The organism is Micromonospora sp. NPDC051925 (assembly GCF_044548625.1).
Taxonomy (GTDB): domain Bacteria; phylum Actinomycetota; class Actinomycetes; order Mycobacteriales; family Micromonosporaceae; genus Micromonospora.
In genome coordinates, this window is record NZ_JBIUCH010000007.1 from 121,514 (window position 1) to 141,112 (window position 19,599).

The 19,599-nt window shown below is 74.0% G+C and carries 17 protein-coding genes and 2 pseudogenes; 14 read left to right on the forward strand and 5 right to left on the reverse strand.

The window, feature by feature from the left end; all coding sequences use genetic code 11:
* Positions 1–6 precede the first annotated feature (6 nt).
* Positions 7–774 carry a polyprenol monophosphomannose synthase gene (locus ACIG87_RS11370; protein WP_396850309.1) on the reverse strand — a complete coding sequence of 256 codons (768 nt, stop codon included), beginning with the start codon at positions 772–774 and terminating at the stop codon, positions 7–9.
* Positions 775–865: 91 nt separating this feature from the next.
* Complete coding sequence (locus ACIG87_RS11375; RefSeq protein WP_396850310.1) at positions 866–1,111, reverse strand: SRPBCC family protein; 246 nt, start codon at positions 1,109–1,111, stop codon at positions 866–868.
* Between the two features lie 230 nt (positions 1,112–1,341).
* Here ACIG87_RS11375 and ACIG87_RS11380 point away from each other — a divergent pair.
* The 11 genes and pseudogenes from ACIG87_RS11380 to ACIG87_RS11430 all read left to right on the forward strand — a co-directional run.
* A pseudogene (locus ACIG87_RS11380) lies at positions 1,342–2,985 on the forward strand (HAD-IIIA family hydrolase); the annotation flags it as partial.
* Positions 2,986–3,098: 113 nt separating this feature from the next.
* The gene (locus ACIG87_RS11385; protein WP_396850311.1) at positions 3,099–4,073 is read left to right on the forward strand and encodes a glycosyltransferase; all 975 of its coding nucleotides are present in this window, start codon (positions 3,099–3,101) and stop codon (positions 4,071–4,073) included.
* Complete coding sequence (locus ACIG87_RS11390; protein WP_396850313.1) at positions 4,058–5,275, forward strand: glycosyltransferase; 1,218 nt, start codon at positions 4,058–4,060, stop codon at positions 5,273–5,275. The genes ACIG87_RS11385 and ACIG87_RS11390 overlap by 16 nt, the downstream gene beginning before the upstream one ends.
* Positions 5,275–5,976, forward strand: a pseudogene (locus ACIG87_RS11395) (SIS domain-containing protein); the annotation flags it as partial. The gene ACIG87_RS11390 and the pseudogene ACIG87_RS11395, both read left to right, overlap by 1 nt.
* 230 nt (positions 5,977–6,206) lie before the next feature.
* A complete protein-coding gene (locus ACIG87_RS11400) occupies positions 6,207–7,730 on the forward strand; it encodes a PfkB family carbohydrate kinase (protein ID WP_396850315.1) in 1,524 nt (507 codons plus the stop codon).
* A complete protein-coding gene (locus ACIG87_RS11405) occupies positions 7,727–8,428 on the forward strand; it encodes an SDR family oxidoreductase (protein ID WP_396850317.1) in 702 nt (233 codons plus the stop codon). The genes ACIG87_RS11400 and ACIG87_RS11405 overlap by 4 nt, the downstream gene beginning before the upstream one ends.
* Positions 8,425–9,432, forward strand: a complete 1,008-nt coding sequence (locus ACIG87_RS11410; protein ID WP_396850319.1) for a glycosyltransferase family 9 protein — start codon at positions 8,425–8,427, stop codon at positions 9,430–9,432. Before ACIG87_RS11405 ends, ACIG87_RS11410 begins: the two co-directional genes overlap by 4 nt.
* Position 9,433: 1 nt before the next feature.
* Positions 9,434–10,417, forward strand: coding sequence for a DNA topoisomerase IB (locus ACIG87_RS11415; protein ID WP_396850320.1), 984 nt, complete (start codon positions 9,434–9,436; stop codon positions 10,415–10,417).
* Positions 10,418–11,095: 678 nt separating this feature from the next.
* Positions 11,096–12,307: a helix-turn-helix domain-containing protein gene (locus ACIG87_RS11420; RefSeq protein WP_396850322.1), complete on the forward strand. Its 1,212-nt coding sequence runs from the start codon at positions 11,096–11,098 to the stop codon at positions 12,305–12,307.
* 190 nt (positions 12,308–12,497) lie between these two features.
* Complete coding sequence (locus ACIG87_RS11425) at positions 12,498–12,668, forward strand: hypothetical protein (protein WP_396850324.1); 171 nt, start codon at positions 12,498–12,500, stop codon at positions 12,666–12,668.
* Positions 12,655–13,857 carry a helix-turn-helix domain-containing protein gene (locus tag ACIG87_RS11430; RefSeq protein ID WP_396850325.1) on the forward strand — a complete coding sequence of 401 codons (1,203 nt, stop codon included), beginning with the start codon at positions 12,655–12,657 and terminating at the stop codon, positions 13,855–13,857. The genes ACIG87_RS11425 and ACIG87_RS11430 overlap by 14 nt, the downstream gene beginning before the upstream one ends.
* A 181-nt stretch (positions 13,858–14,038) precedes the next feature.
* Here ACIG87_RS11430 and ACIG87_RS11435 read toward each other — a convergent pair whose 3' ends face one another.
* From ACIG87_RS11435 to ACIG87_RS11445, 3 genes are all read right to left on the reverse strand, one after another.
* Positions 14,039–14,542, reverse strand: a complete 504-nt coding sequence (locus ACIG87_RS11435) for a hypothetical protein (RefSeq protein WP_396850327.1) — start codon at positions 14,540–14,542, stop codon at positions 14,039–14,041.
* 62 nt (positions 14,543–14,604) lie between these two features.
* Positions 14,605–16,236 carry a RecQ family ATP-dependent DNA helicase gene (locus ACIG87_RS11440; RefSeq protein ID WP_396850329.1) on the reverse strand — a complete coding sequence of 544 codons (1,632 nt, stop codon included), beginning with the start codon at positions 16,234–16,236 and terminating at the stop codon, positions 14,605–14,607.
* A gap of 89 nt (positions 16,237–16,325) precedes the next feature.
* On the reverse strand, positions 16,326–16,451 hold the full coding sequence (locus ACIG87_RS11445) for a hypothetical protein (RefSeq protein WP_396850331.1): 126 nt from the start codon (positions 16,449–16,451) through the stop codon (positions 16,326–16,328).
* A gap of 142 nt (positions 16,452–16,593) precedes the next feature.
* On the opposite strand from ACIG87_RS11445, the gene ACIG87_RS11450 reads away from it, so the two are divergent.
* From ACIG87_RS11450 to ACIG87_RS11460, 3 genes are all read left to right on the forward strand, one after another.
* A complete protein-coding gene (locus ACIG87_RS11450) occupies positions 16,594–18,081 on the forward strand; it encodes a glycoside hydrolase family 3 protein (RefSeq protein ID WP_396850333.1) in 1,488 nt (495 codons plus the stop codon).
* A gap of 236 nt (positions 18,082–18,317) precedes the next feature.
* Complete coding sequence (locus ACIG87_RS11455; RefSeq protein ID WP_396850335.1) at positions 18,318–18,680, forward strand: hypothetical protein; 363 nt, start codon at positions 18,318–18,320, stop codon at positions 18,678–18,680.
* 60 nt (positions 18,681–18,740) lie between these two features.
* Entirely contained in the window at positions 18,741–19,562 is an 822-nt protein-coding gene (locus ACIG87_RS11460) for a DUF1206 domain-containing protein (RefSeq protein ID WP_396850337.1), read from the forward strand.
* Positions 19,563–19,599 lie beyond the last annotated feature (37 nt).

Genomic DNA, 19,599 nt, shown 5'->3' on the forward strand with positions numbered 1-19,599 from the left:
GGGGCGTCAGGAATCCAGGTTGCGGTGCCGGGTACGCAGCTTGAACGGCATCAACGCGCTCTCCACCTTGGTCGCGGTGGTCATCTTCGAGATGCCGTCGCGTCGTTCCTCGAACCGGATCGGCACCTCCAGGATGGTGTGCCCCAGCTTGGTGGCCAGGTAGTGCATCTCCACCTGGAAGCTGTAGCCGTTCGACTGCACCCGCTGCAGGCCGATGTCGCGCAGCGCGTCCGCCTGCCAGATCTTGAAGCCGGCGGTCAGGTCGCGGATGCGCACCCGCAGCAGGGTGTGCACGTACAGGTTGGCCCAGCCGCTGAGCGCACGGCGGTAGAGCGGCCACGCCTCGTCGAGCTGGCCGCCGGGCACGTACCGGGAACCGATCACCACGCCGGCCTGGGTGGAGAGGAGCGCGCCCAGCATCCCGGGCAACGCCTCCGGCGGGTGCGACAGGTCGGCGTCCATCTGCGCCACGTACTCCGCGCCGCCGTCCAGGGCCCGGCCGATGCCGTCCACGTACGCCCGGCCCAGTCCCTCCTTGCCGGCCCGGTGCACCACCTGCACCCGGTCCGGGTGTTCGATGGACAGCTTGTCGGCCACCTCACCGGTGCCGTCCGGCGAGTTGTCGTCGGCGACGAGCACCTTCAGGCCGGGCAGGGGGAGGGCCAGCAGCCGGTCGACCAACACCGGGAGGTTGCCCGCCTCGTTGTAGGTGGGGACCACGACGGTCAGGCGTGCGTCCCGCCACGGTGACGGCAGCTCCACGGGTTTGATCATCTCGGACATCCTCAGTCGGCGGACGGCATTCCCCCACAGGGTAGCCACTGGCCCGGCCGTGACCCCGCCTAGGCTCCCCGCGACCGGCCGGTCACCGCTCGGCGTGCTGGTCGGCCTTCTGCCGGGTGGCGATGTCGGAGAGCCGGCGCAGGGTCTCCCGGTTGCGCTGGCACGGCCCGGCCCGGTGGTGCAGCCGGGTACCCACCCGGGGCCACTGCGCGTCGACGTCGCGCACGTGCACCGTGCTGACCACCCAGTCGCTGTACGTCCAACCGTCGGCCAGCACGTCGAAGACCCGCTGCGGGGGCGCATCGATCACTTTCTCCACAATCGCCACCGTTGCCCGGTACCCGGACCGGTGCGGCCCAACCCGCCGCGTTAGCTTCTCCGGGCCGACGGGTAACGCTGCACCGACGGGGACGGGTCGGCCCGGCGGAGGAATCGACGGCGGTGGTCGACCGACCGGGACAGGTGACGCTCGACCGGCGGGGCCGGATCGGGCGGTGACCCGTCGTACCGACCGGTAGGGCAAGGTTTACTCCTCGGGGCCCCGGGAACGCGCCGCCCGTGCGACGGGACGCGGAGCCGTATCAGCGCAGGTCAGACCGGCCAGGCCCGGTTCCTGGCCGGGTCTGGGACGGCCCTGCCCTGTACGACGCGGTGCTGCTGGACCGCGACGGCACCCTGGTCGAAGACGTGCCCTACAACGGCGACCCGGACAAGGTCCGGCCGATGCCGGGGGCGCGGGCGGCGCTGGACCGGCTGCGGGCGGCGGGCCTGCGGCTCGGGGTGGTCACCAACCAGTCGGGGCTGGCCCGGGGGCTGTTCTCCACCGCGCAACTGCGGGCCGTCAACACTCGGGTCGAACAGCTGCTCGGACCCTTCGACACCTGGCAGTTCTGCCCGCACGACGAGCGGGCCGGCTGCGCCTGCCGCAAACCCGCCCCCGGCATGGTGCACGCCGCCGCGCGGGCGCTCGGCACCACCCCGGACCGCTGCGTGCTGGTCGGGGACATCGGTGCCGACCTGGTCGCCGCCGACGCGGCCGGTGCCGCCGGCGTCCTGGTACCCACCCCGTCCACCCGGGCCGCCGAGGTGGCCGCCGCCGGACACGTCGCCGTCGACCTGCCCGCCGCCGTGGACCTGATCCTGGACCGGGCCGCCCTGGTCGCCGGCCCGCCCCCGCGCCGTGCCGGCACCGTGCTGGTGGTCCGCAGCGACTCCGCCGGAGACGTCCTGGTCACCGGCCCGGCCATCCGCGCCGTCGCCGCCCACGCCGAGCGGGTCGTGCTGCTCTGCGGCCCACGGGGTCGGGACGCCGCCGGCCTGCTGCCCGGCGTCGACGAGATCGTCGAGTGGCCGCTGCCCTGGATCGACGGCGTCCCCGCCCCGGTCGACCCGCAGGACATCGGCCGGCTCACCGACCGGCTGCGCGCCGTACGGGCCGACGAGGCCGTCGTCTTCACCTCGTTCCACCAGTCGCCGCTGCCGCTGGCGCTGCTGCTGCGGATGGCCGGCACGCCCAGGATCAGCGCGATCAGCGACGACTACCCCGGTTCCCTGCTCGACGTGCGGCACCAACTCCCCGACGGGCTGCCCGAACCGGAACGGGCGCTGTCGCTGGCCGCCGCCGCCGGCTTCGCGCTGGCCGACGGCGACGACCCCCGGCTGCGGATCCGCACCGACCGGGTGCCGCCCGCCCCGGCCGGGCTCGGTCGACCCGGATACCTGGTGCTGCACCCCGGTTCGGCGGTGCAGAGCCGCGCCGTCCCGGCCGAGCTGGCCGCCCGGATAGTCCGGGTGCTCACCGCCGCCGGTCACCGGGTGGCGGTCACCGGTGGACCCGACGAGACCGCGCTGACCGCCCGGGTGGCCGGCGACACCGGCATCGACCTGGGCGGCCGGACCGGACTGGCCGACCTGGCCGCCGTGCTCGCCGGTGCCGGTGCGGTGGTGGTCGGCAACACCGGCCCCGCCCACCTGGCCGCCGCGCTGGGCGTACCGGTGGTCAGCCTGTTCGCCCCCACTGTCCGGTACGGACAGTGGGGGCCCTACCGGGTGCCCACGGTCCGGCTGGGCGACGCCGCTGCGCCCTGCCGGGACACCCGGGCCACGGTCTGCCCGGTGCCCGGCCACCCCTGCCTGTCGGCCGTCGAACCGGGTCGGGTCCTCGACGCGGTACGCCTGCTGGGCGTCCCCGCCGACGCGCCGGTCCACCCGGCCGGGTCGCCGCCGGCCCACCCGGCAGGGTCGCCGCCGGCCCACCCGGCCGGGTTGTGGCCGGACGGGGTGGTGCCGGTGACCGTCGGGCGGGGGAGTGCCCGATGAACATCCTGCTCTGGCACGTGCACGGGTCGTGGACCACGTCCTTCGTGCACGGCAAGCACCGTTACCTGGTGCCGGTCACCCCCGACCGGGGTGCGTACGGGCTGGGCCGTGCCCGCACCTACCCGTGGCCGGACAGCGCCGTCGAGGTGACCCCGCAGCAACTGCGCCGGGAAGACGTCGACGTGGTGCTGCTGCAACGCCCGGAGGAGTTCGACCTGGCCTGCGAGTGGCTCGGTCGACCGGTCGGCCGGGCGGTGCCGGCGATCTACGTCGAGCACAACACCCCGAAGGGCGACGTGCCGAACACCCGGCACCCGATGGCCGACCGCGACGATCTGCTGCTCACCCACGTCACCCACTTCAACGAGCTGTTCTGGGACAACGGGACCACCCGTACCAGCGTCGTCGAACACGGCGTCGTGCCGCCCGCCGTGGCATGGACCGGCGAACTGGACCGGTTCGCCGTGGTGATCAACGAGCCGGTACGCCGCTGGCGGATCACCGGCACCGACCTGCTGGCCCGGTTCGCCGAGATCGCCCCGCTGGACGTCTTCGGCATGAAGGTGGCCGGGCTCGCCGACCACCTGGGCCTGCCGGCCGACCGGTTGACCAGCCACGACGACATCCCGCAGCACCGGATGCACGCGGAGCTGGCCCGGCGGCGGGCGTACCTGCACCTGTGCCGGTGGACCTCGTTGGGGTTGAGCCTGATCGAGGCCATGACGATCGGCATGCCCGTCGTCGCGCTGGCCACCACCGAAGCCGTACGTGCGGTGCCGCCGGGGGCGGGGGCGCTCTCCACCCGGGTCGACACCCTGCTGGAGGCTGCCGCCCGGTTCGTCGCCGAGCCCGCCGAGGCCCGCCGGGCGGGCGCCGAGGCGCGTACCGCCGCCCTGGGCCGTTACGGCCTGGACCGTTTCCTCGCCGACTGGGATCGCCTGCTGGAGGAGGAAGTATGCGCATCGCGATGATCTCCGAGCACGCCAGCCCGCTCGCCGTGCTGGGCGGTGAGGACGCCGGTGGGCAGAACACCCACGTCGCGGAGCTCTCCGCCGCGCTGGTGGCGGCCGGTCACGACGTCCGGGTCTACACCCGCCGCGACGCCGTCGACCTGCCGGTCACCGTCCGGGCACCCGACGGGTACGAGGTGGTGCACGTGCCCGCCGGACCGGCCGAGCCGGTCGCCAAGGACGCTCTGCTGCCGCACATGAAGCAGTTCAGCAACTGGCTGACCGCCCGGTGGCGGGGCGGGGACTGGGTGCCGGAGGTGGTCCACGCGCACTTCTGGATGAGTGGGCTGGCCGCCCTCGCCGCCGGCCGGCAGACCGGGGTGCCGGTGGTGCAGACGTACCACGCGCTGGGCGCTGTCAAGAAGCGCTACCAGGGGGTGCAGGACACCAGCCCGGCCCGGCGGATCGGCTACGAGCGGGAGTTGGGGCGCTCGGTGGACCGGGTGGTCGCCCAGTGCCGCGACGAGGTGGGGGAGCTGGTCCGGCTCGGCGTTCCCCGGTCCCGGATGACCGTCGTCCCGTCCGGGGTCAACCTGGACACCTTCGCCCCGCTCGGTCCGGCCGTCGACCGGGAACCGGATCGCCCGCGGGTGCTCACCGTCGGCCGGCTGGTCGAACGCAAGGGCTTCCAGACGGTGATCCGGGCGATGGCGCTGGTGCCCGACGCCGAGTGCGTGGTGGTCGGCGGTCCGCCCGCCGGGCTGCTGGAGACCGACCCGTACGCCCGGCGGCTGCGGGCGCTCGCCGGTACCTGCGGGGTCGCCGACCGGGTCCGGCTGGTCGGCGCGGTGCCCCGGGAGGAGATGGGCCGCTGGTACCGGTCGGCCGACGTGCTGGTCGCCGCCCCCTGGTACGAGCCGTTCGGGCTCACCCCGCTGGAGGCGATGGCCTGTGGCGTACCCGTCGTCGGCACCGCGGTCGGCGGCATCCGGGACACCGTGGTCGACGGGGTGACCGGCGACCTGGTCCCGGCCCGCGACCCACAGGCCCTGGGCGTCGCGATCGGCAGCCTGCTCGGCGACCGGATCCGCCGCTTCGGGTACGCCACCGCCGCGTTGCAGCGGGCCCGGCGCAGCTACTCCTGGGCGACGGCCGCCGACCGGTTGGCCGAGGTGTACGCCGAGGTCGCCGCCGTCCGCCGGCCGAGCCGGGTGGTCGCCTGATGACGACGTCGACCCGGGCGGCGCGGGCCGGCCTGCTGGACGCGCACCTGAACCGGCTGGCCGAGGCGCTGCTGCCGTACCGCGCGGCGGAGCCGTTGCTGGCCCGGTGGGGCACCGAACTGGCCGGAATCCTCGTCGGCGGCGGGCGACTGCTGGTCGCCGGCAACGGGGGCAGCGCCGCCGAGGCCCAGCACCTCACCGCCGAGCTGGTCGGCAAGCTGCGCGACGACCGTCAGCCGCTGTCGGCGATCGCCCTGCACGCCGAGACCTCGGCGTTGACCGCGATCGGCAACGACTACGGCTACGACGAGGTCTTCGCCCGCCAGGTACGGGCCCACGGCCGACCGGGGGACGTCCTGCTGCTGATGTCCACCAGCGGGGTCAGCGGCAACCTGCTCGCCGCCGTCGAGGCCGCCCGGGAGGCCGGGCTGCGCTGTTGGGCGTTCACCGGCCCCGCGCCGAACCCGCTCGCCGTGGCCTGCCACGAGGCGCTCGCCGTAGCCTCCCCGGACGGCCAGGTGGTGCAGGAGCTGCACCTGGTCTCCACCCACGTGCTCTGCGAGTACGTCGACCGGGCGTTGCCCACGGCGCTCACCGCCCTGACCGGGCAGGCCGCCGCCGTGGCGGCCGACCGGAGCACCGCCGCGCCGACCGGTCCGGCGTCCACCGTGCCGGCCGATCCGGTATCCACCGTGCCAGCCGATCCGGTATCCACCGTGCCAGCCGATCCGGTGTCCACCGTGCCGGCCGGCCCGGGAGACGAGGCGTCCCGCCGGCTGGTGGACGACGCGTCCAGCGGGCCGGCGGACAGCCGGTCGGTGGACCACGTGCCCACCGGGCCGGTGGCGGACGCGGGGCCGATGCGGGCCGGGGTGGAGGTGGTCGTCGACGGCGTCGACCGGCCGGCCGACGGGAAACGGGGAGGCGCGGCGTGAGGGGCCCCCTGGTGGTCATCGGCGACACCCTGCTCGACCGGGACGTCGAGGGGGTGGTGAACCGGCTCTGTCCCGACTCGCCGGTGCCGGTGCTGGACGAGACGGCGTACGCCGACCGGCCCGGCGGGGCGGGCCTGGCCGCGGTCTTCGCCGCCGCAGGCGGGGACGCCGAGGTGGCGCTGGTGACCGCGCTCGCCGACGACGCCGGGGCCGCCCGGCTCAGCTCCCTGCTCACCGCGGCCGGGGTGCAGGTGTACGGGTTGCCGCTGGCCGGGACGACGCCGGAGAAGATCAGGCTGCGGGCCCGGGGCCGGGTGCTGCTGCGGCACGACCGGGGTGGTGCGGCCGGGGAGCCGGGGCCGCCCACCGACGCCGTGCTCCGGTTGATCGCGGGGGCGTCCGCGGTGCTGGTCAGCGACTACGGCCGGGGGGTGGCCCGGCAGCCGGCGCTGCGGGCGGCGCTGGCCGCGACCCGGGCCCCGGTGGTCTGGGATCCGCACCCGCGTGGCCCGGTCGCCGTGCCCGGGGTGCAGCTGGTCACCCCGAACGAGTCGGAGGCCCGGGAGCTGGCCAAGGTGCCGCCGGGCGGATCCCGGTTGGCGGTCGCCACGAGGGCCGCTCAGGGGTTGCGGGACCGCTGGCGGGCCGGCGCGGTGGTGGTGACCCTCGGCGGCGACGGCGCGCTGCTCTGCCACGCCGGGGCGACCCCGCTGATGGTCTCCTCACCGGTCTCCGCCGAGGGGGACACCTGCGGGGCGGGGGACCGGTTCGCCTCGGCGGCCGGGCTGGCGCTGGCCCGGGGGGCGGTGGTCTCCGAGGCGGTGCAGGCGGCGGTCGGCGCGGCGTCGGCGTACGTGGCGGACGGGGGAGTCGCCGCCGCGCTGCCCCCACCGGTGCGCGCCTGCCCGCCGGTGCTGATCGGCGGCGGGGAACGGATCGGGGCCGCCGCCGCCGGCGCGGTGGTGGCCGAGGTCCGGGCGGCCGGCGGGACCGTGGTGGCCACCGGCGGCTGCTTCGACCTGCTGCACGCCGGGCACGTGGCGACCCTCCAGGCCGCCCGGCAGCTCGGTGACTGCCTGGTGGTCTGCCTGAACTCCGACGCCAGCGTCAGAGGGCTGAAGGGCCCCGACCGGCCGGTGACCCCGCAGGGCGACCGGGCCCGGCTGCTCGCCGCGCTGAGCTGCGTCGACGCGGTGGTGGTCTTCGACGAGCCCACCCCGCACGCCGCGTTGGGCTGGTTGCGGCCGGACATCTGGGTCAAGGGCGGCGACTACGCCACCGGCGTCGATGACGAGCCGACCCTGCCGGAGGCCGACCTGCTGCGGCGGTGGGGTGGGGACAGCGTGGTGGTGCCGTACCTGGACGGGCGCTCCACCACCGACATGATCGCGGCGGCCCGGGGTGAACGCCGGACCACCGGGCCGGCCGGCCCCCCGCAGCCGGGTCCGACCCGTCCAGCAGCGGGTCCGACGCGTTCGCCGGCGGGTCCGGCGCGTTCGACAGCGGAGGGAACACGATGAGCAGCAGTCCACCCGGTGCCGGTCCGGCCGTCCTGGTCACCGGCGGGTCGAGCGGGCTCGGCGCGGCGGTGGTCACCGCCGTCGCGCGGGCCGGCGGCCGACCGCTCGTGCTGGACCGGCGTCGTCCCGGTGACGGGGTGCCGTGGGTCGAGTGCGACCTGGCCGACACCCGGGCCGCCGAGGACGCCACCCGGGAACTCGCCGAGCGCTCCGGCGGGCTGGACGCGGTGGTGACCGCCGCCGGAATGGACGTGCCGGGCCGGCTGGCCGACGTCCCCCGCGAGACCTGGGAGCGGATCGTCGTGGTGGACCTGCTCGCCACGGTGGCGGTGGTCCGGGCCGCGCTGCCCTACCTGGAGGCGTCCCGGGGCAACATCGTCACGATCGCCTCCACCCTGGGCGTCAAGGCGGTCGGCGATGCGACCGCGTACTGCGCGGCGAAGTTCGGGGTGGTCGGTTTCACCCGGTCGCTCGCCGCCGAACTGGCCGGCAGCGTCGGGGTGACCCTGTTGATCCCGGGTGGGATGCGGACCGCATTCTTCGACGACCGTGACCCGCAGTACCGACCGGGGCCGGACGCGAAGCTCAACGACCCGGTCCACACCGCCGCCGCGATCATGTTCGCCCTGTCCCAACCACCCGGTTGTGCCGTGCGGGAACTGGTGGTCTGCGCCGAACAGGAGACCTCCTACCCGTGATCCTGGTGCTGCGCGCGCTCGGCGTCGGGGACCTGGCCACCGCGGTTCCCGCCCTGCGCGCCCTGCGGGCCGGTCACCCGGACGAGGAACTGGCGCTGGCCGCCCCGGCCTGGCTGGGCCCGCTGGTCGACCTGGTCGGCGGGGTCGACCGGCTGCTGCCGACCGACGACCTGGGCCCCCCGCCCTGGTCCGCCTCGGCATCGTCGTCCGGGCCGGCACCGTCGTCCGGCTCGGCATCGTGGTCCGGCTCGGCATCGTCGTCCGGCTCGGCATCGTGGTCCGGCCCGCCGCCGCGGCTGGCGGTCAACCTGCACGGGCGCGGCCCGTGGTCGCACCGGATGCTGGCCGGCGCGGGCCGACTGATGGCCTTCCGCTGCCCGTCGGCCGGGCACCGGGACGGCCCCGACTGGCGCGACGACGAACACGAGGTGGACCGCTGGTGCCGGCTGCTCGGCTGGTACGGCATCCCGGCCGACCGCACCGACCTGGCGTTGCGCCGACCGCCACCGGGCCGGCTGCCGGCCCGGGTGACAGTGGTGCATCCGGGCAGCAAGATCGAGGCGAAACGGTGGCCGGCGGACCGGTTCGCCACCCTGGCCCGGCGGCTGGCCGGCCAGGGGCACCAGGTGGTGGTGACCGGCTCGGCCGGCGAGCGGGACCTGGCCACCCGGGTGGCGGCCGGGGCGGGACTGCCGGAGTCGGCAGTGCTGGCCGGGCGGACCGACCTGGGCGAGCTGGCCGGACTGGTCGCCGGGGCCCGGCTGGTGGTCAGCGGCGACACCGGAGTGGGTCACCTCGCCACCGCCTACCGCACCCCGTCGGTGCTGCTCTTCGGCCCGGTCCCGCCGGCCCGGTGGGGGCCGCCAGCGGACCGGCCGTGGCACCGGGTGCTCTGGGCCGCGGGCGGTGCCGGGGCCGACTCGTCCGCGTCGAGGTTGGCGGCGCTCCCGGTCGACCGGGTGCTGGCCGCCGTGGCCGAGGCCGAGGAAACGGTACGGGTCTGACGTGCGACTGCGGCGCAGCGATCCGGGTCGGGCGGGGTACGGGCGTCGCCGGCGCGGCAAGGGCTGGACCTTCCTGGACCGGCACGGTGAGCAGGTCCAGGATCCCGACGCGCTGGCCTGGCTGGGCGAGTTGGTGATCCCGCCCGCCTGGTCCGACGTCTGGATCGCGCCGTACCCCAACGGGCACATCCTGGCGACCGGGATCGACGCGGCCGGGCGTAAGCAGTACCTCTACCACCCCGAGTGGCGGCGCAGGCGGGACGAGGCGAAGTTCGACCACGTGCTGGAGGTGGCCCGTCGGCTGCCCACCCTGCGGGAACGCATCGCGGACGACCTGGCCGGCCAGGGGCTGAACCGGCACCGGGTGCTGGCCACCGTCGCCCGGCTGCTCGACATGGGCACCTTCCGGGTCGGCAACGAGCAGTACGCCGTCGGCGAGGACGCCACCTTCGGTGTCTCCACCCTGCGCCCGGAGCACGCCCGGTCCCAGGGCGGCTGTGTGGTCTTCGAGTTCCCGGCCAAGGGCGGCGTCGACCAGGTCCGTCGGATCGAGGACCCGGAGCTGTGCCGGGTGCTGACCAACCTGCGTCGGCGGCGGCGGGCCGAGGAACGGCTCTTCGGCTACTGGGACGGCCGGGGGTGGCGGGACGTGCGCAGCGACGAGGTCAACGGCTACCTGCGCGACGCCAGCGGCGGTGAGATGACCGCCAAGGACTTCCGTACCTGGCACGCCACCGTACGGGCGGCCACCGAGCTGGCCACGGTGGGGACGCAACGTTCCGTGACGGCCCGTCGCCGGGCGGTGGCCGGGGTGATGCGGGCCGTCGCCGAACTGCTCGGCAACACCCCCACGGTGGCCCGGACGTCGTACGTGGACCCCCGGGTGGTCGACCTCTATCACGACGGTGTGGTGGTGCCCGTGCCCCCCGGCGCTCCTCGTGAGCAGGTCGAGAGGGTGGTGCTGGAGCTGTTGGAGGAGGCCTGACCGGCCCCGCCGCGAATCCTGGGGAAGTACGACGGTGCCGGGGCACCGCGCCAACCACAGCTCGCGGATGTACGACGCCACCGTGGTCTGCTCCTCCTCGAAGAGCCGGTGCAGGGTCCGTACCGAGATGTGGTGCGCCTCGGCGATCGAGCCGGGGGTCAGGCCGGCGTCACCCAGGCGCTGCTGGATGTGGCCCCGCACCTGGGCGAGCAGCGCCCGGCGGCGCACCTCGCGGGGCATCTCGTCCTGGCTGTCTTGCCAGTCGATCTGGACGGCGTTGGTGACGTCCGTCGGGCTCGGCCTTGTCGCGAGGACGTAAGCGGGCCCGAGCGCGGGCTCCACGACCAGGTTGCCACGGGCAAGCTCGCCGGCCCGTCGGTGTGCGAGGACAAACTCTGGATGGAGCTGTGCGAGGACGCCTCCAGGGAGGTCCATGGCCAGTTCAGACGGTGCAACTTGCGGGGCCTCGGCTGCTGTGGGTTCTCTCCTCTCGGCGGTTGGTTTCATGGTGGGTGTTCCTGTTTACGGTTAGCTTCCCTGCGATCTCGCAGGGATGTCGAACGCTCATTGGCGTGTCTGTTGCGACGAGGGGTTATGTGGTGGTGGGACGGTCGGTAGCGTTGAGGTGACGGCGGCCGGTGGGCCGGTGGTGCATCCCGCACTGACGAGGAGGTCGGGGTGGATTCCTTGCCGGAGTTGACGTTCGGGCAGCGGTTGAAGGTCTACCGGGAGCGTTCCGGAAAGACCCGTGCGGTGCTCGGTGGGCTGGTCGGCCGCAGTGCCGAGTGGGTCAAGGCGGTGGAGACCGACCGCATCCTGCCCCCGCGCATCCACATGTTGGACCGGATCGCCCGCGCCCTCAAGGTCGACGTCTCCGTCCTGGCAGGCGAGCTTGGGAACCGGTCGGCGGTGGTCAACGGCCCTGAGCATCCGGCACTGGCGTCGGTGCGGGACGCGGTGAACCGCTTCGCGATTCTCCGGGACGTTCCGGCCGAGTCGTTGTCCAGCCTGCGTGAGCGGCTTGCGGCGGCGTGGCGGGCGCGTCATCAGGCGTCGGATCACCGGACGGTGCTCGGTGCGTTCTTGCCCGGACTGCTGCGGGATGTGCAGCATGCCGCCCTGGCATACGAGGGTGCGCAACGGCGACAGGCGCAGGCGTTGCTGGCCGAGACGCTCGGGCTGGTGCAGGTGTTTCTCGCCTACCAGCCCGCTGCGGAGTTGATCTGGCGGGTCGCGGATCGGGCGATGGTGGCGGCGCAGGAGTCGGGTGATCCCGAGGCGATCGCCCGAGCGGGGTGGTTCCTGGGGCAGGTGCACCGGGACACCGGCGATTGGGACACCGCGATGGCGGTGACGCTGGACGTTCTGTCGGCTCTGGAATCCCGGGCGGCTGAGGGGGAGGCGGGTCTGCTGGCCATGTGGGGGGCGCTGAATTTCGAGGCCGCGTACACCGCTGCTCGGGCGGGAGAGGAGGGCCGGGCGTGGCGGTACTGGGATCGTGCGGACCGGGTCGCGCAGCGCCTGCCGCAGGGCTTCTACCAGCCGCAGACGTCGTTCTCCCGGGTCATCATGGGTGCTCATGCGGTGACCGTGGCCGTGGAGTTGCAGAAGTCCGGCGAGGCGGTGCGACAGGCGCGCCGGCACGAGGCGGCGGCAATTCCGTCGAGGCCGCGTCGGGCGCGGCACCTGATCGAGGTCGCACGGGCGCACCACGGGAAGGGTGACAAGGAGGCGGCCGTGGCGACGCTCAGGCAGGCGTACGAGTCGGCTCCGGAGACGATCCGCTTCAACGGGTACGCCCGACAGATCACCCTGGACCTGCTCGACGGTCCACGGTCCACCCGCGACGAGGCCCGCGACCTTGCGGTGAAGGTCGGCCTCGTCCCGTAAACCGGGGGTAGAAACCCTACCCATTCCCGATGGTCACTATACGTAGCGTCTTCCGCACGGGATGCGGCGGACGGTGCGACTTCACCTGGTCGCCGCGTCCCCTCAGCGCGGGGGCGAACGGTGCCCCCGTGATCCGGCGCGGCGGCGGCCTCCCGGCCACACCGTCGCGCCCCTTCCGAAGGGGACGCACATGGGTGGCATGGACGGTGATCGGGGCGGAAGCCGGGGCGAGCAGATCCAGGCGGCGGAGCGGGAGGCGGCGCGACGGCGGCTGCTCGCGCAGGCTGAGGCGGAGCGGATACCCGTGGAGGAGACGACGCGGGCGGTGCCGGATCGGCGGTGGCGTCGTGGACAGCAGTGAGTTGCTGCCGGTCGGTCGTCGGGTGGCGTACTGGCGGGGGCGGCGCAAGCTGTCGCAGCAGGTGTTCGCCGATCGGCTGGGCAAGTCGAAGAGTTGGGTGGACAAGGTCGAGCGGGGTGTCCGGACGCTGGACAAGGTGTCCACCCTCCAGGACATCGCCGCCGTTCTGCGTATCGACACGATCGTTCTCCTCGGCCGGGACATCAAGCCGGCCGACGTGTCCGGTCAGGTCGAGGGGGTCGAGCGGGTCCGGGAGGCCCTCTCCACGTACGACATCGCGGTGGGTCGGTCGACAGCACGGGGTCAGGTGTTGTCGGCGGATCGGCTGGCACGGGACGTCACCCACGCCTGGGTCACCTTCCAGCACGCCCGGTATCCGCAGGTGACCGGGTTGCTCCCGGGCCTGTTGGCCGCCGCGCAGCGTGTCTACGCGGATGATCCGGTGGCGGGGCGGTTGGTGCTGGTGGAGGCGTATCGGGTGACGGTGTCGCTGCTGGTCAAGCTCGGCGAGGTGGATCTGGCGTGGCTGGCCGCCGATCGGGCCATGACCACCGCCACCGGCGATGCGGTGCTGGTGGCCACCGCTACCGTGCAACTTGGCCAGGTGCTCCGTGCCTCGGGGCGGGCGCGGTCGGCAAGGTCGACGGCGCTGGCCGCCGCGTACCGGATCGCTCCGCCCGACCTCGACGACGGGCGCGTCCCGGAGTTGTCGTTGTGCGGGACGTTGGTCGTGCAGGCCGCGTTGGCCGCTGCCCGGGACGGCGACGACCACGCCACGGCCGAACTGCTCGACGAGGCCGCCGGGATGGCCGCCCGGGTCGGCGACGGCCATGACCACTACCGGACCGCGTTCGGGCCGGTCGCGGTGGACCTGGCCCGGGTCGCCGCCGCCCTCGATCTGGGCAACGCAGGTGAGGCGGTGGCCTGGCACGAGAAGACCACCGCACGCGACGCCTGGCGGTGGCTACCCGCCGAACACCGCGCCGCCCACCTGCTCGATGCCGCCCGTGCCTACCTGCACGCCGGCGACCCGGTCAACGCCGGCCGTGCCCTCATCGCTGCCGAACACACCGCACCACCAGAGGTACGCCAACGTCCCGTCGCCCGATCGGTGCTCGCCCAACTGGCCCACGACCCGCAGGCGTCAGCCGCGATCATCCAACTCGCCGCGGCGCTCCAGGTGACCTGAGCGTGACCGCGCCATTCCCTCGCCTGCGCCGTGGCGACCGCCCAACGTCCTCCGCGCCGCTGAAGAAGGGCAGCGGCTGCCCGGCCACCTTCCGGGGACGGTACTGGTAGGTCTTGGCCGTCTTCGGTCGGGCGACGGGCCGGCCCACCACGGGGTGACCCGGCCCGCGCGGAGCTCGGGGTCAGTCGTTGAGTACCTGGGAGAGCCGGTCGCGGAACTTGCGCTCCGAGTCGCTGACCTGGTCGCCGCCGAGGCCGAGCAGCCCTCCGCTGGACGCCGCCCCGACCACCTGCTCGGCGATCTCCACCAACCAGTGCCGGTACGCCCCGGCCTCGCCCTCGTCGACCTTGGCGGCCAGCAGGGCGGACGCCTGTCCGGCCCGGACCAGCACGTCGTCGATGAGCGCCTGCGGGTCGGCCGGCGAGATCACCGGCAGCTCCTCGCCGGCCTCCGGGTCGCCGACCCGGGACACGATCTCCCCGGCGACGGCGGCGACCAGCGGGCTGGCCGACTCCCGGCCGGTGCCGATGGTCTCCAACCCGGCCGCGTTCTCGGCCCGGGTCCGCCGGTTGCCGTCCGACTCGGCGGCGCTCGCCGCGGTCAGGACCGACTGCGGCAGGCCGACCAGCAGCCCCCACTCCTCGTCGGAGAACCCGAACCCGGTGTACGCCGGCTGTTCGATCACGACTGAGCCCCTCTCGGTTGTTGCACTGCGGGCACCGCACGCGGGCGGTCGCCCGGGTCAGGCTAGTCCAGCGTCAGTAGACCCTGTTCGGACACCACGCGCACGGACAGCGTCTTGTAGCCCACCTCGTCGAAGAGCACCGTCATCCGGTCCTCCTCGTAGTTGAGCACCAGGCCGGGCCCCCACTCCGGGTGCCGGACCTGGCTGTGCACCGGGAACGGGCCGACCGCGCCACTGTCGGCGACGCTGGTGCCGGCGTGGCAGTTGTCGCAGTGCCCGCAGATCTGGGACATCTGCTCGCCGAAGTACGCCAGCAGCACCTGCCCCCGGCAGCCGGTGGTCTCGGCGAACGCGCGCATCATGTCGGTACGGGACCGGGTGACGGTCTGCTGCCGCTCGGCTTCGGCCAGGGCCGCCGCACCGGCGTCGACCGGTGTGGGGGAGTAGCGCGGTGCGCCGATCTTCTGCCCGGCCCGTGGCTCGGCCGCCCCGATCTGCTCCAGCAGGGCCAGGTACTGGCCGAGCTTGCGCGGGCCGAGGCCGGTGGACTCGCGCAGGTCCTTCTTGGTCACCGGCTTCCGGCGCAGCAGCGCGGCCAGGTCGCGTAGCTCGGTCTCGTCCGGCAGCCCACCGGAGAAGTAGCGTTGCAGGCCGACGTCCTCGGCTCGCCACAGCAGCAGCACCCGGGCCGGCGCACCGTCCCGGCCGGCGCGGCCGATCTCCTGGAAGTAGCTGTCCGGCGAGTCGGGCAGCGCCATGTGCACCACCCAGGCGATGTTCGGCTTGTCGATACCCATGCCGAACGCCGAGGTCGCCACCATGATCGGCACCTGGTCGGCGAGGAACGCCTCGTGCAGTTCGTGCCGGGCGGCGGTGGGCATCCCGCCGTGGTAGTACTGGGCAGGAAAGCCTGCGGTGGTCAGCCGGTCGGCCAGCTCCTCGGCGGCCCGCCGGGTCGGCACGTAGATGATGCCGGGCCGCTCGTCGTCGCGCAGCAGCGCGATCAGCCGCCGCCAGCGGTAGTCGTCGGTCGGGCAGTGGGCCACCTCGACGAAGAGGTTCGGCCGGTCCAGCCCGGAGACCACCACCTCGGGGTCGCGCAGCCGCAGCCGGGCGATGATGTCGTCGCGTACCGGCGGGGAGGCGGTGGCGGTCAGCGCCACCACCGGCGGGCGGCCGAGACCGTCGATCAGGTGGCCCAACGCCAGGTAGTCGGGGCGGAAGTCGTGCCCCCAGGCGGAGATACAGTGCGCCTCGTCGATCGCCACCAGGGCCGGCGTCAGCGACTTCACCTCGGCCATCCGGTCGGGGTTGCTCAGCGCCTCCGGGGTGATGAAGAGGAACTCGGCCCGCCCCTGCCGGATCTCGTCGATCGCCTCGGCCTGCTGGGCCGCGCTCTCGTCCGAGCTGATCCGTACCGCGCGCAGCTCGGGGCGCTGCCGTTCGTTGAGCGCGGCGATCTGATCCTGCTGGAGGGCCAGCAGGGGCGAGATCACCACCGTCGGCCCGGGGATCAGGCTTGCCGGGATCTGGTAGATCGCCGACTTGCCCGCGCCGGTGGGGAGCACCACCAGGGCGTCGCGTCGTTTCATCACCGCGCGCATGGCGGCGAGCTGGTTGGGCCGCAGCGCGGTCCAGCCGAAAAGGCTGCGCGCCGCGCGGCGCAACGTCATCGAGTGCGTGGACAGCTTCATCGAGGGCCGGAGGTACCCGAGCCGATCAACCCCGAAACCGCTCCCACGCGATCGGTCCGGTGTCCGGTGTGGGCGGTGCGGGAGTGGGGTCAGCGGCGGCCGAACATGGCCCGGATCGCGGCCAGTAGCAGCAACCCGCCGACCACCAGGCCGAGCAGTCGTACGCCGGGGATGTCGGCCGGCGAGGTGGCGTCGGCGAGCGGCAGCAGGTCCATCCCCGCACTGTCGCACGCGGCTCCGATCGACGCCAGACAGTAACAGTAAGGTTTATTGACTATTACGTCGCCCGGGTGTGACCATGGCAGCACCGCGACGGCACCGGGCCGTCGGCACGCGACACGGGGGTACCGGGGCCGGATGAACGAGCGCAACCTGGCGGGCCTGGCCGCCACCGTCCTGCAACCCGGCTTCGTCGGCACCACCCCGCCCGACTGGGTCTGCCGGTGGCTGGCCGACGGGCTCGGCGCGGTGGTGCTGTTCGCCCGCAACGTCGTCGACCCCGAGCAGGTGGCCGCGCTCACCGCGGCGCTGCGCGCCGAGCGTCCCGACGTGCTGGTGGCCATCGACGAGGAAGCCGGCGACGTCACCCGGATCGAGTCCGGCCGGGGCAGTTCCCGCCCCGGCAACCTGGCTCTCGGCGCCGTCGACGACCCCGCGCTCACCGAGGAGGTGGCCCGCGACCTCGGCGTCGAGCTCGCTGCCCTCGGTGTCACCCTCAACTACGCGCCGGACGCCGATGTCAACATCAACCCGGCGAACCCGGTGATCGGGGTGCGCTCCTTCGGTGCCGACCCGCAGCTGGTCGCCCGGCACACCGCCGCCTGGGTACGCGGCCTCCAGTCCGCCGGGGTTGCCGCCTGCGCCAAGCACTTCCCCGGGCACGGTGACACCCGGGTCGACTCGCACCACGACCTGCCCCGCATCGAGGCCAGCCGGGGCCGCCTCGACGCCGGCGAACTGGTCCCCTTCCGGGCTGCCGTCGCCGCCGGGGTGCAGGCGGTGATGACCGGGCACCTGCTGGTCCCCGCCCTCGACCCCGACCTGCCCGCCACCCTCAGCCGCCGCATCCTCGGCGACCTGCTCCGCGACGAGCTGGGCTTCTCCGGCGTGGTGGTCACCGACGCGGTGGAGATGCGCGCCGTCGCCGACCGGTACGGCTTCGCCAGCGCCGCCGTCCGGGCCCTCGTCGCCGGGGCGGACGCGATCTGCGTCGGCGGTGAACGCGCCGACGAGGCCGCCGCCCGGTACCTGCGCGACGCCATCGTGGCCGCGGTGCTCGCCGGAGAGCTGCCCGAGGAGCGGCTCACCGAGGCCGCGAAGCGGGTCGGTCAACTCGCCGAGTGGAGCACTGCGGCCCGCGCCGGCCGGCCCGTCCCTGCCCCGCGCCCCGCCGACGGCTCCCCGATCGGGCTGACCGCCGCCCGCCGGGCGGTCCGGGTCAGCGGCGAACCGGCCGGCAGACTGCCGTTGACCGCCGCCGCGCACGTGGTCGAGTTCGCCCCGCCGCACAACATCGCCATCGGCGCGGAGACCCCGTGGGGCATCGGTGAACCCCTCACCGACCTGCTCCCCGGCACCACCACCGTGCGGTTCACCGAGGCCGACCTGCCCGCCGACCCGACCAACGGGGCCGCCGACCGGCCGCTGGTGCTGGTGGTGCGGGACCTGCACCGGCACGACTGGATGCGGGCCGCCCTCGGCCGCGCCCTGGCCGTCCGCCCGGACGCCGTCGTCGTCGAGCTGGGCGTGCCCGAGCTGGTCACCGGCCGGCTGCACCTGGCCACCCACGGTGCCACCCGGGCCGCCGCCCGCGCCGCCGCGGAGCTGCTCGCCGGAGTGCGCTGACCGACCTGCCCGGTGGTCGCCCGCCACGCCGCAGGCGGCGGTCGCCGAACCGGGCCCACGGCCCTGGTTCCGCGCCAGGCGTCCCCTGCCCCGGACGGAACGGTCGCCCTGCCCTGTGTAGAACGGTTGCCCTCCCCGCACGGAACCGGTCGCCCTGCTGATCTGCGGTGCGTCCGACACCGGCCCGGAGATCCACCCGGGTGGCGTGCTGGGCCACGTCTCGTACCCTTGGTGGGGTGACGAAGCGAAGCGCCACCGCCCCCGCCCCCCTCCGTCGGACCGCCGGCCTGCTGGCCGGCCTGGCGCTCGGCGTGGCCGTGCTGGCCGGATGCAGCTCGGACGGTGCCGACACCGACTGCGGCCTGGACGCCTGCACGATCACCTTCGACCGGGGGGTCGACGCCCGCGCCTCCGTCCTCGGCGTCGAGGCGAAGCTGGTCGGCGCGCAGGGCGACCAGGTGACGGTCGAGGTCGCCGGGGAGCAGCTTTCGCTGACCATCGGCCAGCAGGCCACCGAGGTGGGTGGCTTCGCGGTCACCCTGGACAGCGTCACCGACCAGCAGGTCCAGATCCGGGTGTCGCGCAACCCCGGCAGCTGAACCACCCCAAGCAGGGACACATCACGTTTGGGGATCTCCCCGAGCGGAGATTGTGGCGCCATGTCACTCACCCGGAACGCCGAAGCCACCGCCGCCCGCACCGCGGACAGCCGCTGGCTGGAACTCCTCGCCCGGGCCGGTTTCATCGGCTACGGGATCGTGCACCTGCTCTTCGCCTGGGTCATCCTCCAGATCGCCTTCGCCGGCTCCGGTGAGGAGGGCAACCAGAACGGTGCCCTGCGCGCCCTGGGCGCCCAGCCGATGGGCAAGTTCCTGCTGATCGCGATCGCCGTCGGCCTGATCGCGATGGCCATCTGGCAGGCCCTGGAGGCGGCCGTCGGCCACCACGCCAAGCGGGGCAGGGAACGTCTCTTCGAGCGGATCGCCTCGGGCGTCCGTACCGTCGTCTTCCTCTGGCTCGCCTGGACCGCGATCAAGGTGGTCCAGGACGCCAGCTCCAACAGCGCCGACCAGCAGGAGCAGTTCAGCGAGAAGCTGATGGCCTCCAGCGGCGGTCGCTGGCTGGTCGGGCTCGCCGGGCTGGTGCTCGCCGCCGTCGGCATCGGCATGATGATCTACGGCTACAAGAAGAAGTTCGAGCGGAACCTGAAGACCGGCGAGATGAGCCCGAAGACCCGGAGGCTGACCCGCCGGCTCGGGATGGCCGGCTACATCGCCCGGGGTGCGGTGTTCGCCGTCGCCGGTCTGCTGATCGTGGTCGCCGCGATCAACTACGACCCGGAGAAGGCGCGTGGCCTGGACGCCGCGCTGCGCACCCTGCGGGACCAGTCCTACGGGCCCTTCATGCTGGCGCTGATGGCCCTCGGCATCGCCGCGTTCGGGGTCTACTGCTACTTCCAGTCCCGGTTCCGGAAGATCTGAGCCTGGTCGATACCGGAAACGCCGGGCACCATTGGGC